This window comes from Monashia sp. HAY1-11D, assembly GCF_056868035.1.
The window spans coordinates 2,200,090-2,218,164 of record NZ_CP200320.1; the positions used below are offsets into that span (position 1 = coordinate 2,200,090).

Genomic DNA, 18,075 nt, shown 5'->3' on the forward strand with positions numbered 1-18,075 from the left:
GACGACGGTAGGACCCCCCGCCGACACGGCCGAAGCCGACACCCCGGGACGCCGCGAGCCCGCCCCCGGCGTCGCGGGGACGGGCTCGTGGGTCGCGCAGCGTCAGTCGCTCCTGACGAAGCTGAGCAGCATCGAGACGAGGGTGACGATGAGCGCGCCGAGGACGGCGTCCCAGAAGAAGTGCTCGACGTGGAAGGACAGGCTCAGCTTGCCCGCGATCCACGACGTCAGCTCCAGCATCAGCGCGTTGACGACGAGGACGAACAGCCCGAGCGTCAGGATGATGAACGGCAGCGAGAGCACCTTGGCGACGGGGCGGATGAACGCGTTGACCAGGCCGAAGATCAGGGCGACGACGACGACCGTCTTGACGACCTGGCCCGTGGACCCCCCACCGAACGTGATGCCGGGGATGAGCCACGCGGCGACCCACAGCGCGACGGCGTTGATGACCGTCTGGAGCGCGAAGTTGATGAGCATGCGCTCAGTGTTCCACGGGCTCGCCCTCGATCGCGGGGTCCGCGGCGGCACCCGCCGTGTCGTCGGCGACGACGACGCCGGCCCGTGACAGGCCCGTGTCGACGAGGGCGCCGTTCGGCAGGCCCGGGTGCTCGTCGCCGGGGATGCGCGGCTGGAACATCGAGTTGAGCCGGAGCAGCTCGGGCTCGACCATCTTGAGGTGGCTGATGGCGTCCTTGACCGGGACACGCTCGATGCGGCCCCGCTGCAGCGCGACCATCTGCCCCCATGCCCCGTCGATCGCGGCCTCGACGGCGGCGACGCCGAAGCGCGTGCCGAGCACCCGGTCGAAGGCCACCGGGGAGCCGCCGCGCTGGATGTGCCCGAGGGCCGTCATGCGGCTCTCGATGCCGGTGCGGCCCTGGATCTCGCGGGCGAGGATGGAGCCGATCCCACCGAGGATCTGGTGGCCGTACTTGTCGACCTCGGGCGCCGGGATGTCGATCGTGCCCTCGCGTGGCACCGCACCCTCGGCGACGACGACGATCGTGGCGAACCGGCCCTTCTTGTGCCGGTGCACGATGCGCTCGCACACCTCGTCGATGTCGAAGGCCTCCTCGGGCGTCAGGATGATCGCCGCGCCACCGGCCAGGCCCGACCACACGGCGATGTGGCCGACGTGCCGGCCCATGACCTCGACGACGAGGACGCGGTGGTGCGACTCGGCGGTGGTGTGCAGCCGGTCGATGGCGTCGGTGCAGATCTGCACGGCGGTCTGGAACCCGAACGTCATCTCGGTGAGGGAGATGTCGTTGTCGATGGTCTTCGGGACGCCGATGACGGGGAAGCCGTGCTCGTGGAGCCGGTTGACCACGCCCATCGAGCCCTCGCCGCCGATGCCGATGATGGCGTCGAGGCCGTGCCGGTCGTAGGCCTTGCGGACCTTGGTCAGGCCGTCCTCGTAGGCGAAGGGCTGGTCGCGGCTCGTGCCGAGGATCGTGCCACCGAGGGGCAGGATGCCGCGGCACCGGTCGACGTCGAGGATCTCGTAGTCGTTGTCCATGACGCCGCGCCACGCGTTGCGGAAGCCGATGACGGTGCTGTCGTAGGTGACCTCGGCGGCGCGGGTCGCGCCGCGGATGACGGCGTTGAGGCCGGGACAGTCTCCGCCCCCGGTGAGGATGCCGATGCGCATGAGCTGGACTTTCGCTGTGTGGGCATGGTGAAGGGTGTCGAGGCGGCGCTGACGCGACGATGTGAGCCTAGCCACAGCGGGGCCACCGCGTCAGGACAGCGTCCAGAGGCCGGGCACCTGCGTGAGACGCACCCTCTAGAGTGCGCCCTATGAGCGACGCTGCCGACCGCACCGCGACCCCCGCCCCGACGGACGCCCCGACGGAGGCCGCGACCGACGCCCCGGCGGACGCCGCGACCGACGCCCCGACGGACGCCGGCGCGGTCGACGCCGGCCACGCAGACGCCGTCGCCGACGCGAGCCGGGTGCGGCTGCGCGAGGTGCTCTCCCGGATGCCCGACTACAAGCCGGGCAAGCCCGCGAACGCCCCGGCCGGCGTCACCGCGTACAAGCTGTCGTCGAACGAGAACCCGTACGGGCCGCTGCCGTCGGTCGTCGCAGCCATCGCCGACGCCGCCTCGACGGTCAACCGGTACCCCGACATGGCGGTCACCGCCCTGACCCAGCGGCTCGCGGCGGCGCTGGGGGTGCCGGCCGAGTGCCTCGCGACGGGCACCGGCTCCGTCGCGGTGCTCGCGCAGGTCGTCAACGCGGCCTGCGACGCCGGCGACGAGGTCGTCTTCGCGTGGCGCTCCTTCGAGGCCTACCCGATCGTGGCCCAGCTCGCCGGTGCCGAGCCGGTCATGGTGGGCCTCGACGCCGACGCCCGGCACCGTCTCGACGCGATGGCCGCCGCGGTCACCGAGCGCACCCGCGTCGTGCTCGTCTGCACCCCGAACAACCCCACCGGCCCGTGCGTGCACGAGCGCGACCTCGAGGCCTTCCTGGCGAAGGTGCCGAGCGATGTCATCGTCGTCGTCGACGAGGCCTACGTCGAGTTCGTCCGCGACCCCGACGCGGTCCGCGGCCTCGAGGTGTGGCGTCGGCACCCGAACGTCGTCGTGCTCCGGACCTTCTCCAAGGCCTACGGCCTCGCCGGCCTGCGTGTCGGCTACGCGGTGGCGCACCCGCCGGTCGCGGCGGCGATCCGCAAGACGGCCACGCCGTTCGGGGTCAGCTCCGTCGCCCAGGTCGCGGCGATCGCGTCGCTCGACGCGTTCGACGAGCTGAGCGAGCGCGTCGCCTCGATCGTGGCCGAGCGCGACCGCGTCACCCTCGCCCTCGCCGACCAGGGCTGGCACCTGCCGCGCAGCGACGCCAACTTCGTGTGGTTCCCGCTGGGGGCCGAGTCCACGGCGTTCGCGCAGGCGTGCGAGGAGGCCGGCCTCATCGTGCGCCAGTACGGCGACGACGGCGTGCGCGTGACGATCGGCGAGGTCGAGGCGAACACCCGTCTCCTGGAGGTGGCGCAGCGCTTCGGCCCGCGCTGACAATGGGATCACCGTGCGAGGTCGCGCGGTGATCGGAGGGCGGCGTCATGAGGCTGCAGCGCGAGCACGTGCCGGCCGGGCTGACGGCCCTCGCCGCGGTCGTCCTGGCGGTCCCCTCCCTGGTAGCAGCGACGTGGCGCGTGACGACCCTCGACAGCGAGAGCGGTGTCGTGCTCTTCGACCAGTACGACTGGAGCTGGGGGCGCTCGCAGGAGCTCGGCGCGGGCGGAGCGGTGGTCCAGGACCTCTGGAACCCCTGGGGGCTGGTGGCGCTCGTGGCCCTGCTGGCCGTCGCCGCCGCGGGGACGGTCGCCTGGCTGGCCTCCGACGCCCACTGGGTCCGCGTCCTCGCGCCGGTCTCGACCGGTGCCCTCCTCGGGCGGCTCGCGACGACCGTCCCGGCGCGGCTGGGTCGGCCGGTCCGTGACGACGTGCACGGGCTGGCGGCGTCGGGCGCGTCGACGCCGGCCGGGCTGGCCGAGACGGCGGCCGCAGTGGTGCTCGTGGCCGCGCTCGCGCTGATGGTGTCCGCCCTGACGGCCACGGGGCGGGCGCCGGCTCGCCTGCCTCGCACGCGTCCGATGCCGGCCGGGTCTCCGCCCGGCACCTTTCCACCGCGGGGCGGTGCCCGAAGACTGCCGCCCGTGGTCGCGGGGCGCGCCCCGGTCGCGGCGCTCGGGGTCGCCGGGGCGCTGCTCGCGACGCCGCAGCTGTTCTGGCCGACGCACACCGTTGGTGTCCGCAGCGACGGCCCGTCCGGCGGCTACACCTTCCGTCAGTCGATCTGGAGCTGGGGCCGGTACGCCGACACGACGCTGGAGGACGCCAACCAGTTCGACGTCTCCAACCCGTTCAGCCTGACGCTCCTCGCGCTGTCCATCGTCGTCTGCGTCGCCGCGTGCGCCGCCTACGCCCTGCGCCGCGGGACCGACGGACGGGTGCTCGGGGCGGCCGGCCTCGGCTGCGCGGTCCTCGGCCTCGGCGCACCCCTCGTCCAGCGCGTCGGCGACACCATGACCGGCCTCTACGGCGACAACCCGCTCATGGAGGTCGAGACGCACCTGACGGGCTGGCTCCAGTGGGTGTCGGTGGGGCTCCTCGTGACGGCGCTCGTCCTCGTCGCCGCGCGGCCGGCCGCCCGGACCGCCCGGGCGAGCTGGCCGGGCCTCGTCGCCCGGCTGGCCCGGTTGCGGGGTGTGCCCGAGGTGGACGAGGCCCCCGATGCCTTCGGTCCGGTCCTCACCGAGGCCTCGCCTGCTCCGGGCTCGGACGACCGCGCCCCCGGCGGCCCCGGCGGGTGGCCGGGGTCATCGGGCACGAGGTCGGGGTCCGCAGGCCCGCGCATCGGCATCGCGACGCTGCAGGACGCGTCCGCCCGCGACCACTCGGGCTCGCGCTCGGGAGCCGTCGGGTTCAGCGACGACGCCGGCGAGGCCGACGGGGCCGAGCGCCCGCGGCACCCGGACGCGTCATGAACCGTCGCCGGCCGCGCCCTCCGGGTCGTCCGCGTCGCCCGGGGCTGGTGCCCGGACGCCTGCCCGCGGGTCTCGTGGCAGGCGTCGGCGTGCTCCTCGCCGCCACCCCAGTGGTGTGGCCCACCGCGGCGCTCGTCCTCACGACGGCCGAGGTCGGCGAGTTCCACCGGGTCTTCCGGACCGAGCAGTGGTCGTGGGGACGCGAGGTCACCGTCGCCGAGGACGGCACCGTCTACGGTGCGGCGAGCGGTCCGCCCAACCTCCTCGCGCTCGTGACCCTGTGCGTGGTGCTCGTGCTCGCGCTCGCGGCGGTCGTCACGTGGCTCGTCGTGCCCGGACGCACCGGCGAGGTCGTCGGGGCTGCCGGCATGGCGGCGGCGTTCGTCACCGTGGCGCACTCGTGGGCGGCCCGCGTCGGTGTCCCTGCGGGTTCGTACGGGCTGCTGCCCGGCCTGACGTCGCAGACGCTTCCGGCCGGCCACCTCGAGGTCGTCGGTGGCGCGCTGGTCGTCGTCGCGCTCCTTCTCGTCGTGCGGCCGGCCCTGGTGCGGGTGGCGCTCCGGACCTGGCATGGTGCGCTCGACCGCGTCGAACGCGACCGTGCGGCCGAGCGCCGGCGGGACGCCGAGCACGACGGCTCCAGCCGGCGCTCCTAGCTCGACGCGGCCGCGGCGGATCGGGGGGGCGCCGTCGGTGGCCGGCCCTAGCGTGGGCGCATGGACATGAAGCTGGAGCTCGTCGTCGTGCCGGTCACCGACGTCGACCGTGCGCGGGACTTCTACGTCGACCAGGTCGGGTTCGTGCTCGACCACGACCACACCGTCAGCGAGGAGGTGCGCTTCGTGCAGCTGACGCCGCCCGGGTCGGCCTGCTCCATCGCCATCGGCAGGGGTCTGGCCGAGCCCGTGCCCGGTGGCATCGTCAACCTGCAGATGGTCGTCGCCGACGCCGACGCGGCGCGCGCCGAGCTCGTCGAACGCGGCGTCGAGGCCTCCGAGGTGGATGACCAGCCGTGGGGCCGGTTCGTCCGGTTCAGCGACCCCGACGGCAACCGCTGGACGCTCCAGCAGCTGCCCGCGTGGTCTCGTGGTGCCGGTGGCGACGGCGTCGGTCCCGACGCCTGAGGCGCGGCGGTGCTGACGGCGGTCGCGGTCTCGGGGTACCGCTCGCTGCGCGACGTCGTCGTGCCGCTGCACGGCCTCGACGTCGTCACGGGAGCCAACGGCAGCGGCAAGTCGAACCTCTACCGCGCCCTGCGGCTGCTGGCCGGCTGTGGGCGCGGCGACGTCGTCGGCGCCCTCGCCCGTGAGGGCGGCCTGCAGTCGGCGCTGTGGGCCGGTCCGGCCACCCTCGGCGGCGCGCGCCGCGGGCATGCGGTGCAGGGCACCACCCGCAGGGGTCCGATCGGCCTCCAACTGGGCTTTGCCTCCGACGACATCGGCTACCTCGTCGACCTCGGCCTGCCGCAGCAGGCGTCCGGGGCCGACGCCGGAACCCCCTCGGCGTTCCTGCGCGACCCGGAGATCAAGCGCGAGGTCGTGTGGGCCGGGCCGGTGATGCGGCCGGGGTCTGTGCTGGTGCGACGCCGCTGGGGCGTCGTCGAGACCCGCGCCACCGGGCCCGCCGACGACGACTGGGGCGACGAGTGGGGCGGCGGGTCCGACGACGAGTGGGAGTCCGACCCCGTCGGCCGTCAGGGGCTCGGGGCCGGCACCGGTGGTGGGGGAGCGCGTGGCCGACGCGGCTGGACCGAGCTGACCCGCTCACTGCGCCCCTGGGAGAGCATGCTCACCGAGCTCGCCGACCCCGAGCGGGCGCCCGAGCTGCTCAGGGTCCGGCGCCTCGTCCGGGGCTGGCGCTTCTACGACGGCTTCCGGGCCGATGCCGACGCACCGGCTCGCCGGTCGCAGGTGGGCACCCGCACGCCGGTGCTCGCCGACGACGGCAGCGACCTCGCCGCGGCCCTGCAGACGATCCGCGAGGACGGCCGCAGCGAGCTCGACCGCGCCGTCGCCGACGCCTTCGACGGCGCGGTCCTCGACGTCACGATCGACGGCGGCCGGTTCGACCTCGCGCTGCACCAGCCCGGCATGCTGCGCCCGCTGGGCGTGGCCGAGCTGTCCGACGGCACCGTGCGCTACCTGCTCCTCGTCGCCGCCCTCCTCACGGTCGACCCGCCACCGCTGCTCGTCCTCAACGAGCCCGAGACCTCCTTGCACCCCGACCTCGTCCCGCCCCTGGCCCGGCTCGTGCGTCGGGCTGCCGAGCGCACCCAGGTCATGGTCGTCTCGCACTCGGCGGCCCTCGTCCGCGAGCTCGGCGCCGGGCACGGCGGTGACGCCGACGATGGCGACAACGGTGACGCCGACGACGGCGGGCGCCGGGTGGGCCTCGGGTCGCCGGCCCACGTCCTCACGCTGCGCAAGGACCTCGGCGAGACGGCCGTCGTCGGGCAGGGCCTCCTGACGACGCCGCCGTGGGCGTGGGGCTCGCGGCGCTGACGCTCGCGGCGCTGACGCTCGCGGCGCCGGCGCTCGCGTCCCCCGGTCACGGGACCACCGGCACCTCCGCCGTGCCGGCCAGGGCTGCCTCCAGGGACTGCTGGTTGCTGAAGGCGTCCGGCACGCCGGCCCCGGTGCGCACGCGGTCCCGGAGGCTGCCGAGCACGTACTGGCTCCATGCCGTGCGGCACACGTCGTAGCACTCGTGCCCGTCCTGCAACCCGACGTGCGTGAACGTCAGCCGGGTGCGGCCGGCCGCACCCGCCTCCGCCGGCTCGGACGTGATCTCGAACCGGACCGTCGTGCCCGTCCACTCCTCCTTGTCCTCGGGGAAGGTCAGGAGGCTGTCGAGGACGAGCCACTCGACGGCCGCGCCGGGGTCGAGCCGGATCGTGCGGAACTTCGAGAAGTGGATGTCGGGGACCGTGTAGACCCACTCGGCCCCCAGCGTCGCCGGGTCGCCGACGATGCTGCCGGACCACCAGCCGCGGACGTCGTTGACGGCGTCGAAGACCTCCTGCGGAGTGTGCTCGACCGTGAAGCTCATCGTGAGGTCGGTTCCCATGGGTGTTCCCTTCCGCTGTGACTTGCGTGATGCAAGCACCCTAGGTCAGGCGACTTTCATGATGCAAGCACTTTGCTAGGCTGGCGACGTGCTCGGACGGACCTACGACTCCCAGGTGTGCTCCATCGCGCGGGCCCTCGAGGTGGTCGGCGAACGGTGGAGCCTGCTCATCGTCCGCGACGCGCTCTTCGCGGGCGTCACGCGCTTCACCGACTTCCAGCACAACCTCGGCATCGCGACGAACGTCCTGCAGTCCCGCCTCGACGCCTTCGTCGACGCCGGGGTGATGGAGCGTCGGGAGGTCCCCGGGTCGGCCGCCCAGCGCGAGTACGTGCTCACCGACAAGGGCCGCGACCTCGCCCCGACGCTCGTGGCCCTGACCCGGTGGGGTGACCGTTGGGCCGCTCCCGGTGAGCCGCCGATCCTCTACGAGCACGCCGCCTGCGGCGACGCCGTCACGGTCGCGTCGACGTGCGCGACGCACGGGCCGGTGGCGGTCGACGAGGTCACGGTGGCCGTCGGCCCCGGCATGCCCGCCGAGTACCTGGCCCGACGCCGACCCCGCCGCGTCGCGTCGGCGGGCTGACGCGTCGGCCGGGTGGGGCCGGGCCGTCCCGCATTGTGAGATTCGCAGGCCTCTCCGGTAAGTTCCGGGTCGAGGACCAAGAAGGCGTCCGTCGTCACGAACGGCGGCCCTGCGCCCCCAGAAGCCGACGAGCGGGAGACCCCCGTCCGCGGGCCGAACGAGTAGGCCGGTCTCACCGGCGAAGGAGCCCCACGTGAGCGACAAGGTTGTCGCCGAGCTGCACGAGCCGACCCCCGCGGTCGGCGACGGCGGCCCGGACATGATCCAGCTGCTGACCCCGGAGGGTCAGCGCGTGTCCCACCCCGACTACGACAAGTACGTCGCGGACCTGACGCCGGAGGACCTGCGGAGCTTCTACCGCGACCTCGTCCTCATCCGTCGTCTCGACGCCGAGGGCTATGCGCTCCAGCGCCAGGGCGAGCTCGGCCTGTGGCCGAGCCTGCTCGGCCAGGAGGCCGCGCAGGTCGGCTCCGGTCGGGCGCTCAAGCCGCACGACTTCGTCTTCCCGACCTACCGCGAGCACGGCGTCGGGTTCGTGCGCGGCATGGACCCGCAGAGCTCGCTCCAGCTGTTCCGCGGCGTCAGCCAGGGCGGGTGGGACCCCAAGGAGAACAACTTCCACCTCTACACCATCGTCATCGGGGCCCAGGCGCTGCATGCCACGGGCTACGCGATGGGCGTGAAGATGGACGGCAACGTCGGCACCGGTGACCCCGAGCGCGACACCGCCGTCATCTGCTACTTCGGCGACGGCGCGTCGTCGCAGGGTGATGTCAACGAGGCCTTCGTCTACGCCGCCTCGTTCGACGCCCCGGTCGTGTTCTTCTGCCAGAACAACCAGTGGGCCATCTCCGAGCCGGTGACCAAGCAGACGCGGATCCCGCTGTTCCACCGCGCCCGCGGCTTCGGCTTCCCCGGTGTGCGCGTCGACGGCAACGACATCCTCGCCACCTACGCCGTGACCCAGCACTGCCTCGACGAGGCCCGCAACGGCAACGGCCCGCTGCTCATCGAGGCCTTCACGTACCGCATGGGCGCCCACACCACGGCCGACGACCCGACCAAGTACCGCATCTCGGCCGAGGTGGAGGAGTGGAAGTTCCGAGACCCGATCCTGCGCCTCAAGACCTACCTGGCCCACGAGGGCATGGCCGACGACGAGTTCTTCGGCCGCGTCGACGCCGAGGCCGACCAGTTCGCCGCCGAGCTGCGCCAGGGCTGCATCAGCATGGAGACGATGCCCGGCGCGACGATGTGGGACCACATCTACGCCGAGGACCACCCCGTCATGGAGGCCGAGCGTGCCGCCTACCTCGCCTACAAGGCGAGCTTCGAGGAGGCGAGCTGAGATGGCGCTCGAGAAGGTCACCCTCGGAAAGAGCATCACGAACGGCCTGCGCAAGGCCATGGAGGCCGACCCCAAGGTCGTGCTCATCGGTGAGGACATCGGCAAGCTCGGCGGCGTCTTCCGCATCACCGAGGGCCTGCAGAAGGACTTCGGCGAGGAGCGGGTCATCGACTCCCCGCTCGCCGAGTCCGGCATCGTCGGCACCGCCCTGGGGATGGCGCTGCGCGGCTACCGCCCCGTCTGCGAGATCCAGTTCGACGGCTTCGTCTACCCGGCCTTCGACCAGATCGTCTGCCAGGTCGCCAAGATGCGGGCCCGCTCGCTCGGCTCGATCAAGATCCCGATGGTCATCCGCATCCCGTTCGGTGGCGGCATCGGCAGTCCCGAGCACCACTCGGAGAGTCCCGAGGCCTACTTCGCCCACACCGCGGGCCTGCGCACCGTCGCGTGCAGCAACCCCGAGGACGCCCACTGGATGATCCAGCAGGCCATCGCGTGCGACGACCCGGTCATGTTCTTCGAGCCGAAGCGTCGCTACCACGACCGTGCCGAGTACGACACCGCCGCGACGTCCGCGCCGCGCGGGCTCTTCGAGGCCAATGTGCTGCGCGAGGGCACCGACGTGACGCTCGTGGGCTACGGTCCCGTCGTCAAGACGCTGCTCGAGTCGGCGGCTGCCGCCGAGTCGGAGGGCACGAGCATCGAGGTCATCGACCTGCGCTCGCTGTCGCCGCTGCCCATCGACACCATCGTGTCGTCGGTGAAGAAGACCGGCCGGCTGGTCGTCGTCCACGAGGCGAGCACGTTCCTCGGCATGGCCTCGGAGATCTCCGCGCAGGTCACCGAGAAGTGCTTCTACGAGCTCGAGGCCCCGGTCGTACGCGTCGGCGGCGCGAACATCCCGTACCCGCCGAGCCGGATGGAGGAGGAGTTCCTCCCCGACCTCGACCGCATCCTCGACGGCGTCGACCGCGCGCTCGCGTACTGACCGAAAGGGACTGTCCTCCATGGCAATCCGCACGTTCAAGCTGCCCGACCCCGGTGAGGGCCTCGTCGAGGCCGAGATCGTCGAGTGGCGGGTCGAGCCCGGCGACACCGTCAAGGTCAACGACATGGTCCTCGAGGTCGAGACCGCCAAGTCGCTCGTCGAGCTGCCGATCCCGTGGGCCGGCACCGTCAAGGACCTCCTCGTGGAGGTCGGCCAGACTGTCGACGTCGGCACCCCGATCATCACGATCGACGACGGCACCGCCGAGGAGACGCCGGTCGCACCGGCCGTCCCCGGCGAAACCGGGGAGCCGGCCGGCGGCGAGGCGATCCTCGTCGGCTACGGCGCCAAGGCCGGTGCCACGGCCCGTCGCCCGCGCAAGCGGGCCGGTGACGCCGCTCCGGCCCCGGTCGCCCGGGCCTCGGCGCCGACCGAGACCGAGCAGGTCGCGGCCGCGGAGCCGGTCGCCGAGCCGACCGCCCCGGCGCCCCGCGTCGAGTCGCCGGCCCCGACGCCGGGCGCCGGGCCCGCGGTGAATGCTTCCCCGTCGGCGCCGGTCGCGCGGGAGGGCCGGCCGAAGGCCAAGCCCCCGGTGCGCAAGCTCGCCAAGGACCTCGGCGTCGACCTCTGGGCCGTCGCCGGCTCGGGTCCCGAGGGGGTCATCACCCGCGACGACGTCAACGCCTTCGCGTCGGGCGCGGTCGACGGCGCAGCCCCGGCGGTTCCGGCGGCAGCCGGCGTCCCGTCATCCGCCCCGGCGCTGCCGTTCGGCGCGGGCGAGCGCGAGACCCGCATCCCCATCAAGGGCGTGCGCAAGATGACCGCCCAGGCGATGGTCGGCTCCGCCTTCACGGCGCCGCACGTCACCGAGTGGGTCACCGTCGACGTCACGAGGACGATGGAGCTCGTCGACCGCCTCAAGGGCGAGCGCGAGTTCCGCGAGGTCAAGGTGACGCCGCTGCTCGTGCTCGCCAAGGCGCTCGTCCTCGCGATCAGGCGCAACCCGGGCATGAACGCGACGTGGGACGAGGCCGCCCAGGAGATCGTCCAGAAGAACTACGTCAACCTCGGCATCGCCGCCGCCACGCCGCGCGGGCTCATCGTCCCGAACGTCAAGGACGCCCACGCACTGACGATGCTCGAGCTGGCCCGCGCCATCGGGGCGCTGACGGCGACCGCTCGCGAGGGACGCACCCAGCCGGCCGAGATGTCGGGTGGCACCATCACGATCACCAACGTCGGGGTCTTCGGCGTCGACAGCGGCACCCCGATCATCAACCCCGGCGAGTCGGCGATCGTGTGCTTCGGCGCGATCCGCAAGCAGCCGTGGGTCGTCACCGCCGCCGACGGCTCCGACGAGATCGCGGTGCGCCACGTGACCCAGCTGGCGGTGAGCTTCGACCACCGGCTCATCGACGGCGAGCTCGGTTCGCGCTTCCTGTCCGACCTCGCCGCGATCCTCGAGGACCCCAGCCGCGCCCTCGTCTGGGCCTGACCTCCCGCACCAAACCCCCGCAACACACCGAGCAGCTGCCAACCCGACGGGGTGTACCCGGCGGGACCTGGCAGCTGCTCGGTGTGTTCGTGGACGGCGTCAGCGGGCCGATGCCGCTTGGCGCTCGGCGTGGCGGGCCTGCCTGCGGTCGACGAGGTAGGCGGCGGTGAGGTCGTCGCCGACGCGCTCGAGCATCCGGACGTCGACGGCCTCGTACCGCTCCGCGACGGTCGGCTCGAGGGTCGTCATGACCTCGTGGGCATCGCGCTCGGCGATCGCCGTGGCGAGCTCGCGCTTGAGCCAGTCGTCGAGGACGCCGCCCGGAGCCTTCGCGCGTGCGGCCACCTCGACGGCGAACCGTTCCGTGTCTGCCGCGACCGACGGGTCCTCGGTTGTCAGCATCCGCGCCGTGCGGTGCAGCAGCGCCGCGCCGGCGTCGAGGTCTCCCTCGCCGAGCCGGATGACGGCCCGGCTGAGCAGGGGCCGGTCGCCGCGCAGCGCCGAGTCGGCGAGCAGTCCGAGGCGCAGGCCGAGGAGGCGCTCGTGCGTCCGTGTGTTGCCGGCGCCGCGGCCCAGCGGGACCGTGACCTCGTCGTCGGGCGCCGACTGCGACAGCGTGTCGAGCAGCTCGATGCCGGCCTCGTCGGGCGTGTGCACGGTGTCGCGCAGCGGCAGCTCCTTGATGAAGAGCGCGGTCACGAGGGCCAGAGCGAAGGGGACGAGGCCCCAGACGAACACCGTGTGCAGCGAGTCGGCCAGGCCCTGCTGGACGCCGGAGGCGACCTGCGGCGGCAGCTGCGCGAGTGCCGATGGGTCGAGCACCGACCCGGCGCTCACCTCCTGGCCCGAGGCCTGCATCTGCCGTACCACCGAGGCGGGCAGGTGGGAGGCGATGTTGCCCGCGAGCCCGCTGGTCATGATCGTGCCGAACACGGCCGTGCCGACGGTCGAGCCGACGTTGCGGAAGAACTGCGTGGAGGCGGTGGCGACGCCGAGGTCCTTGCGCTGCGAGGAGTTCTGGATGATGAGGGTGAACACCTGCAGCGCCATGCCGAGGCCCACGCCGAAGACGACCATCGACAGGGTGAGCTCGGTCTGGCTCGAGCCGTGGTGCAGCTGGGTGAGCAGCCAGAAGCCGACGCCCATGATGAGGATGCCCGCGATGGTCTGCAGCTTGTACCTGCCCGTCCTGGTGATGACGAGCCCGGAGAGGATCGACAGGCCGATCATGGCCACCGACATCGGCATGAGGATGAGTCCCGAGTTGGTGGCCGACACGCCGAGCACGCCCTGCGCGTACACGGGCAGGTAGATCATCGCGCCGAACATCATGACCGAGACCATGAAGGCCGCGATGTTGGACAGCGTGAACAGCGGGCTGCGGAAGAGGCGCAGCGGCAGGACCGGCTCGACGGCCCGGCGCTCGACGGCGACGAACGCGGCGAGCGCGACGACGCCCGCGGCGTACATGCCGATGATCGCGGGGGAGCCCCACGGCAGGGTCGTGCCGCCCAGCGAGGTCGGCACGAGCAGCAGGACGAGGGTCAGCGACAGCACCGTGATGCCGGCCTTGTCGACGACGGACTCACGGGGCGTGTGCTCGAGGTGCAGGAAGCGGCTGATGCCGAAGAAGGCGAAGACGCCGACGGGCAGCGTGACGAAGAAGAGCCAGCGCCACCCCCAGTGGTCGGTGACGAAGCCACCGGCGAGCGGGCCGAGGATCGAGGCGAGGCCGAAGACGCCGCCCATCAGGCCCTGGTACTTGCCGCGCTGACGCGGCGGGATGATGTCGCCGATGATCGTCTGCGAGAGGGGCATCAGGGTGCCCATGCCGGCGCCCTGGACGGCGCGAGCGGCGATCAGCCACCAGAAGCTCTGGGCGAATCCGGACAGGACCGAGCCGGCCATGAAGACGACGAGGCCGCCGAGGTAGAACCCGCGCCGCCCGTAGAGGTCGCTCATCTTGCCGACGATCGGGACGGTGATCGCGCTCACGAGCATGGCCGCGGTGGCCAGCCACGAGTAGTGGTCGATGCCGCCGAGCTCGGCGACGATGCGCGGCATGGCCGGACCGACGATGGTCTGGCTGATCGACGCGACGAGCATGCCGAGCATGAGCGCGGTGAAGATGTTGCGGGTGGCGCGGTCCAGGCCGTGCGCGGCCGGTCCCGCCTCCGTCGTGGCGCCCGGGGTGGGGGCGGTCGTCGAGGTCTGTGGCATGTCCTCGACCGTACACCTAAACGTGCAGTGACTGCAAAATTGCAGTGGATGCAGACCTGGTGCCATCATGGGACCCATGAGCACGTCCGTTGCCGACGAGTCCTGCGGCCTGCGCGAGCGCAAGAAGCGCGAGACCCGGCGCGCCATCAACCTCGCGGCCCTGGACCTCGTCGAGGAGAAGGGCTTCGCGACGGTCACCACCGAGGAGATCGCGACACGCGCCGGTGTGAGCGCCCGCACCTTCTTCAACTACTTCCCGTCGAAGGAGGCGGCCGTCATCGGCACGACCGCCGAGGAGCTCGAGTCCTACGCCGAGCAGCTCGAGGAGGTGCGCGACGGTGAGACGCCGCTGGAGTCGCTGCGCCGCATCCTCGCCGGCATGCTCGCGCCCGCCTCGGTCGACCGCGAGCTGCGGGCCAAGCGTCGCCGGATCCTCCTCGGTGAGCCCGCGCTCGCTCCGGCCCTCGTCGGCAACAACATCCGCATCGAGAACGCGTTGACCGCCGCCCTCGAGCGCCGGCTCGGCCACGCCCCCGGTGCCTCGCTCGAGCCGCGGGTCACGGTCGCCGTCGCGATCGCCGCGGTCCGCGCCTGCATCGAGCACCAGCAGGCCGGTGGCGGGGGACGCCTCGAGCGCAACATCGATGCCGCCTTCGACTACATCGGCTCCGGGCTCGCCTGAGCGAGACAGGCATCGCCGAGACACCGACGCTCCGGCCCCGGGCGAGGCGGGTCGTGCCGGTGAGCCCGGTCGCCGGTCCCGACGCGTCAGGCGAGCCCACTGCGAAGCGCGACGGCCGCCGCCTCCGCGCGACCCCGCAACCCCAGCCGGGCGTAGAGCGCCGATGCCGCGTCGGTCATGGTCGGGATGTCGACGCCCGCCGCCTCGGCGAGCTTCCGACAGGGCCCGCCCGGAGCCCAGAGCGGTGAGCAGCTGGACCTCGTGGGCCGCCAGGGGGAGCTCACCGACCGGTTGCGATCCCCGTCGCGATCCCGGGTGCGATACCGGTGGTGACGCCGGCGACGGCACTCCGCCGCCGTCCGCCGGGTCAGCACGGTCGGCGCCGGCGACGGCGCTGACGTAGGCGAGCAGCTCGGCGTGCGCGGCCGACGGGTCGAGGACCGACCCCTCGAACGCGGCCCGGTCGAACGCGTCGGGCCCGAGCAGGGTGCGCAGCTCGGCCGTCGCCCGCTCGTACGCGGTGCGCTCGAGCGGCGCCAGCCCGGAGAGGAGGATCGGCAGCATCGGCTGCGCGAACCCGTGGAAGCGCGCGGCCGCGAGGAGGTCACCGGTGGCCGCGGCGATGCGGGCCGCTGCGAGGGAGCAGTGCGCGACGGCCGTCCCGGCGGGGAGGCGCCACGCGAGCTCGAGCCGGGTGCGCGTCCACCGCGCCGCGGCCGCGGCGTCGCCGCACGCGAGTGCCCGTGAGGCGAGCCGGCCGAGGATGAGCGACAGCGATGCCCCGTCACCGGTCACCGTGGCGACCCCGAGCAGCTCCTCGAGCGTCGGCACGTCGGGCCCCGGGCGTCCGGACGCCTCAGGGGGACCGGCCAGCCCGACGATGCGGGACGGCACCGTGTGCAGCAGGACGCCGGCGGCCACCACCGACGGGCCGTCACCGGCGGCACGACCGCGGCGCAGCGCCGACAGCCCGAGCGCGACCGCGCCCGTGGTGTCCCCGCCTCGGTGCAACAGGATCGCGCGCCACGCCTCGAAGCGCGCGAGCCAGCGCGCGTGGCCCAGGTGCGTCGCCAGCTCGAGCCCCTCGAGGACGCTCCGGTGGGCCAGGATCGCGTTGCGGTGCAGCGGCAGCGTCCGCGCGACGACGTCCAACCCCTGCAGCTGGCGGAGCCGGTCGGAGGTGTGGCGGGCCCGGTCGATGCCGCTCAGCAGGCAGGGGAGGGCCTCGTCGACGCGTTCCGCGGCGTCGGCGCTGTCGAGGGCGAGGACCCCCGACCAGATCTCCGCGTCGGCGAGCAGACCCTCGTCGACGGGCTTGAGGGCCAGCTCTGCGAGCAGCTCGTCGACGACGGCGCGCAGGTTCCCGCGTTCACCGACGGTCCGGCTCAGCGGGGCCAGGTCGACGGCGAGCCGCAACGCGGTGGCGTGGTCGGGGCCTGCGCGCAGCCACGTCAGGGCCGCGCTGAGGTCGGCTGCCACCGGTTCGAGCAGGGCCATCGCCTCGGGCTCCCGGGCGTCGGCCGCGGCGGCCGCCGCCCGCCTGGCCAGGGCGGCGTGGTGCGCGGCGTGCCGGTCGAGGACGGCGCCGGCCCCGTCGGTCTGGTCGAGCAGCTCGCCGGCGAGCTCGGCAGCGACGGGGTCGAGCGCGAAGCAGGCGCGCTGCGGCGTCGAGGCGTCACGGGCCGGGCCACCGGCTGGCTCCACCGACGCCGCGGGCCTCGCCGGCTGGACGTAGGCCGCGAGGCGGAGGTCGACGAGCGTGTCGAGGGCGTCCACGAGCCGCGGCAGCGGCAGGTCGGACACGGCGCTCGCGGCGTCGAGGTCGAACGGCCCCCGCAGCGTCGACGCGTCGCGCAGCAGCTCCTGGGCATCGGGCGACAGGGTCGCGTACGCCAGCTCGAGAGCGGTGCGCACGCCGCGGGGCTCGGCGCGCCGCGCCGTCAGCAGCGACACCCGGGAGGCCCCGCCGCGCAGCAGCCCGGCGACGCCGTCGATGCCGAGCGCACCGGCGCGTGCGGCCGCCAGCTCGAGCGCGAGCGGCAGGCCGCCGACACCGCGGCACACCTCGGCGGCGGCGCGAACGACGTCGTCGGTCGGCAGGAGGCCGGCGTCCACGAGGGCGACGCGGTCGAGCAGGAGGGCGACGGCGGGATGCCGCCGGAGGGTGTCCGGGTCATCGTTCCTGCGCGGCGCGTCGAACGCGCGGACGGCGACCTGCTCGGCGCCCGGCCATGCCGCGGGCCGCCGGCCGACGAGGACGACGGCCAGCCCGGGACACGCGTCGACGAGCCGGTCGGCCTCGTGGACGAGCTGGCGCTCGGCGAGGAGTGCGTGCGGGCCCGGGCCGTCGGGCGGGTCGACGACGACGAGCAGGCGGCGCTGTCCGACGGCGGCGGCGAGCCGGTCGACGTCGTGGGGTTCGAGGACCCCGAGGTGGCCCGCCAGGCCGCGCCGCAGACCCGGTCCACCGCGCACGGCGACCGTGACCGACGCGTCGTAGGCGTCACCGAGACGGGCCACTGCGAGGGCCACGACCGTCGACGTGCCGACGCCGAGGGGGCCGTGGACGACGACGCGACGCGCACCGTCCGGACCGAGGGCCCGCACGAGGGCGTCGATCTCGTCGTCCCTGCCGTGGACCCCGTGTCCGGGGTGCACGACGAGACGCGCGGCATCCCGCCGCCAGGTGCCCGGCTCGCTCATCCGACCTCCGCGCCCAGCCTTGCAGACGCGGCCGCTGCCGCGCGGGGTTTCGCCGAGAGCGCTAGCCCGGGTGGCCACCGACGTGCTCGACGCACCTCGTCGCGGTCGGCCGCGCCTCGAGCCGGGCCTGCGGGATCGGCTGCCCGCAGACCTCGCAGCGACCGTACGTGCCCGCGGCGACCCTCGCCACGGCGGCGTCGATCTCGGCGAGGTGTCGCTCGGCCTGCTCCACGAGGGCGCCGATCTGCGACCGCTCGTAGGCGATCGTCGACCCCTCGGGGTCGTGCTCGTCGTCGGCGTTCGACCCCTCGGTGGCGTCGACGACGAGCGCGAACTCGCTGCGCAGGTCGTCGAGTCGCTGGAGGGTGGTCAGCCGCTCCTCGTCGAGCAGGCGTCCCGGTGCGGCAGGAAACTCGTCCACCCGCCCATTGTCGCCCTGCCGGGGACCGGTCGGCCGGCGGACAGCCGCCTCGCCCACCGGCAGGATG

At 73.5% G+C, this 18,075-nt stretch carries 15 protein-coding genes; 10 read left to right on the forward strand and 5 right to left on the reverse strand.

The annotated features are described in order from the left end of the window. Nucleotides 1-102: 102 nt before the first annotated feature. Together AC1VM9_RS10170 and AC1VM9_RS10175 are read right to left on the reverse strand one after the other, a co-directional pair. Nucleotides 103-480, reverse strand: coding sequence for a phage holin family protein (locus AC1VM9_RS10170; RefSeq protein WP_481345903.1), 378 nt, complete (start codon nt 478-480; stop codon nt 103-105). A 4-nt stretch (nt 481-484) separates the two neighbouring features. Further along, nucleotides 485-1,654 (reverse strand): 6-phosphofructokinase, encoded by a 1,170-nt coding sequence (locus AC1VM9_RS10175; protein ID WP_481343760.1) that lies wholly within the window; start codon nt 1,652-1,654, stop codon nt 485-487. Between the two features lie 332 nt (nt 1,655-1,986). On the opposite strand from AC1VM9_RS10175, the gene hisC reads away from it, so the two are divergent. From hisC to AC1VM9_RS10200, 5 genes are read left to right on the forward strand one after another with little or no spacing between them, the layout of a single operon-like run. After that, nucleotides 1,987-3,024, forward strand: a complete 1,038-nt coding sequence (gene hisC, locus AC1VM9_RS10180) for a histidinol-phosphate transaminase (protein WP_481343669.1) — start codon at nt 1,987-1,989, stop codon at nt 3,022-3,024. Nucleotides 3,025-3,071: 47 nt separating this feature from the next. After that, complete coding sequence (locus tag AC1VM9_RS10185) at nt 3,072-4,499, forward strand: hypothetical protein (protein WP_481345904.1); 1,428 nt, start codon at nt 3,072-3,074, stop codon at nt 4,497-4,499. A 47-nt stretch (nt 4,500-4,546) separates the two neighbouring features. Next, nucleotides 4,547-5,155, forward strand: a complete 609-nt coding sequence (locus AC1VM9_RS10190) for a hypothetical protein (RefSeq protein WP_481345905.1) — start codon at nt 4,547-4,549, stop codon at nt 5,153-5,155. A gap of 60 nt (nt 5,156-5,215) precedes the next feature. Next, nucleotides 5,216-5,623 carry a glyoxalase superfamily protein gene (locus tag AC1VM9_RS10195; RefSeq protein ID WP_481345906.1) on the forward strand — a complete coding sequence of 136 codons (408 nt, stop codon included), beginning with the start codon at nt 5,216-5,218 and terminating at the stop codon, nt 5,621-5,623. Nucleotides 5,624-5,632: 9 nt separating this feature from the next. Beyond that, entirely contained in the window at nt 5,633-7,000 is a 1,368-nt protein-coding gene (locus AC1VM9_RS10200) for an AAA family ATPase (RefSeq protein ID WP_483122530.1), read from the forward strand. Between the two features lie 46 nt (nt 7,001-7,046). On the opposite strand, the gene AC1VM9_RS10205 is transcribed toward AC1VM9_RS10200, so the two are convergent. Continuing rightward, nucleotides 7,047-7,565: an SRPBCC family protein gene (locus AC1VM9_RS10205; RefSeq protein WP_483122532.1), complete on the reverse strand. Its 519-nt coding sequence runs from the start codon at nt 7,563-7,565 to the stop codon at nt 7,047-7,049. A gap of 88 nt (nt 7,566-7,653) precedes the next feature. On the opposite strand from AC1VM9_RS10205, the gene AC1VM9_RS10210 reads away from it, so the two are divergent. The 4 genes from AC1VM9_RS10210 to AC1VM9_RS10225 all read left to right on the forward strand — a co-directional run bounded on the left by AC1VM9_RS10210 (nt 7,654) and on the right by AC1VM9_RS10225 (nt 11,982). After that, on the forward strand, nt 7,654-8,151 hold the full coding sequence (locus AC1VM9_RS10210; protein WP_483122533.1) for a winged helix-turn-helix transcriptional regulator: 498 nt from the start codon (nt 7,654-7,656) through the stop codon (nt 8,149-8,151). Between the two features lie 193 nt (nt 8,152-8,344). After that, nucleotides 8,345-9,499, forward strand: coding sequence for a pyruvate dehydrogenase (acetyl-transferring) E1 component subunit alpha (pdhA, locus tag AC1VM9_RS10215; RefSeq protein ID WP_481345909.1), 1,155 nt, complete (start codon nt 8,345-8,347; stop codon nt 9,497-9,499). Nucleotide 9,500: 1 nt separating this feature from the next. Beyond that, entirely contained in the window at nt 9,501-10,487 is a 987-nt protein-coding gene (locus AC1VM9_RS10220) for an alpha-ketoacid dehydrogenase subunit beta (RefSeq protein ID WP_481342900.1), read from the forward strand. A gap of 19 nt (nt 10,488-10,506) precedes the next feature. Then, complete coding sequence (locus AC1VM9_RS10225; RefSeq protein WP_483122534.1) at nt 10,507-11,982, forward strand: dihydrolipoamide acetyltransferase family protein; 1,476 nt, start codon at nt 10,507-10,509, stop codon at nt 11,980-11,982. 99 nt (nt 11,983-12,081) lie between these two features. On the opposite strand, the gene AC1VM9_RS10230 is transcribed toward AC1VM9_RS10225, so the two are convergent. Beyond that, entirely contained in the window at nt 12,082-14,202 is a 2,121-nt protein-coding gene (locus AC1VM9_RS10230) for an MDR family MFS transporter (protein ID WP_483122535.1), read from the reverse strand. Between the two features lie 76 nt (nt 14,203-14,278). On the opposite strand from AC1VM9_RS10230, the gene AC1VM9_RS10235 reads away from it, so the two are divergent. Next, the gene (locus AC1VM9_RS10235; protein WP_481342897.1) at nt 14,279-14,884 is read left to right on the forward strand and encodes a TetR family transcriptional regulator; all 606 of its coding nucleotides are present in this window, start codon (nt 14,279-14,281) and stop codon (nt 14,882-14,884) included. 2,764 nt (nt 14,885-17,648) lie between these two features. Here the strand turns inward: AC1VM9_RS10235 and AC1VM9_RS10240 are convergent. Beyond that, a complete protein-coding gene (locus tag AC1VM9_RS10240) occupies nt 17,649-18,008 on the reverse strand; it encodes a TraR/DksA family transcriptional regulator (RefSeq protein WP_481345915.1) in 360 nt (119 codons plus the stop codon). Nucleotides 18,009-18,075 lie beyond the last annotated feature (67 nt).

Coding starts and splice junctions, on each gene's coding strand:
- hisC (WP_481343669.1), top strand. CDS start 1,987: ATGCCCGACTACAAGCCGGGCAAGCCCGCGAACGCCCCGGCCGGCGTC.
- AC1VM9_RS10195 (WP_481345906.1), top strand. CDS start 5,216: ATGGACATGAAGCTGGAGCTCGTCGTCGTGCCGGTCACCGACGTCGAC.
- AC1VM9_RS10175 (WP_481343760.1), bottom strand. CDS start 1,654: ATGCGCATCGGCATCCTCACCGGGGGCGGAGACTGTCCCGGCCTCAAC.
- AC1VM9_RS10185 (WP_481345904.1), top strand. CDS start 3,072: ATGAGGCTGCAGCGCGAGCACGTGCCGGCCGGGCTGACGGCCCTCGCC.
- AC1VM9_RS10225 (WP_483122534.1), top strand. CDS start 10,507: ATGGCAATCCGCACGTTCAAGCTGCCCGACCCCGGTGAGGGCCTCGTC.
- AC1VM9_RS10220 (WP_481342900.1), top strand. CDS start 9,501: ATGGCGCTCGAGAAGGTCACCCTCGGAAAGAGCATCACGAACGGCCTG.
- AC1VM9_RS10230 (WP_483122535.1), bottom strand. CDS start 14,202: ATGCCACAGACCTCGACGACCGCCCCCACCCCGGGCGCCACGACGGAG.
- AC1VM9_RS10170 (WP_481345903.1), bottom strand. CDS start 480: ATGCTCATCAACTTCGCGCTCCAGACGGTCATCAACGCCGTCGCGCTG.
- AC1VM9_RS10205 (WP_483122532.1), bottom strand. CDS start 7,565: ATGGGAACCGACCTCACGATGAGCTTCACGGTCGAGCACACTCCGCAG.
- AC1VM9_RS10235 (WP_481342897.1), top strand. CDS start 14,279: ATGAGCACGTCCGTTGCCGACGAGTCCTGCGGCCTGCGCGAGCGCAAG.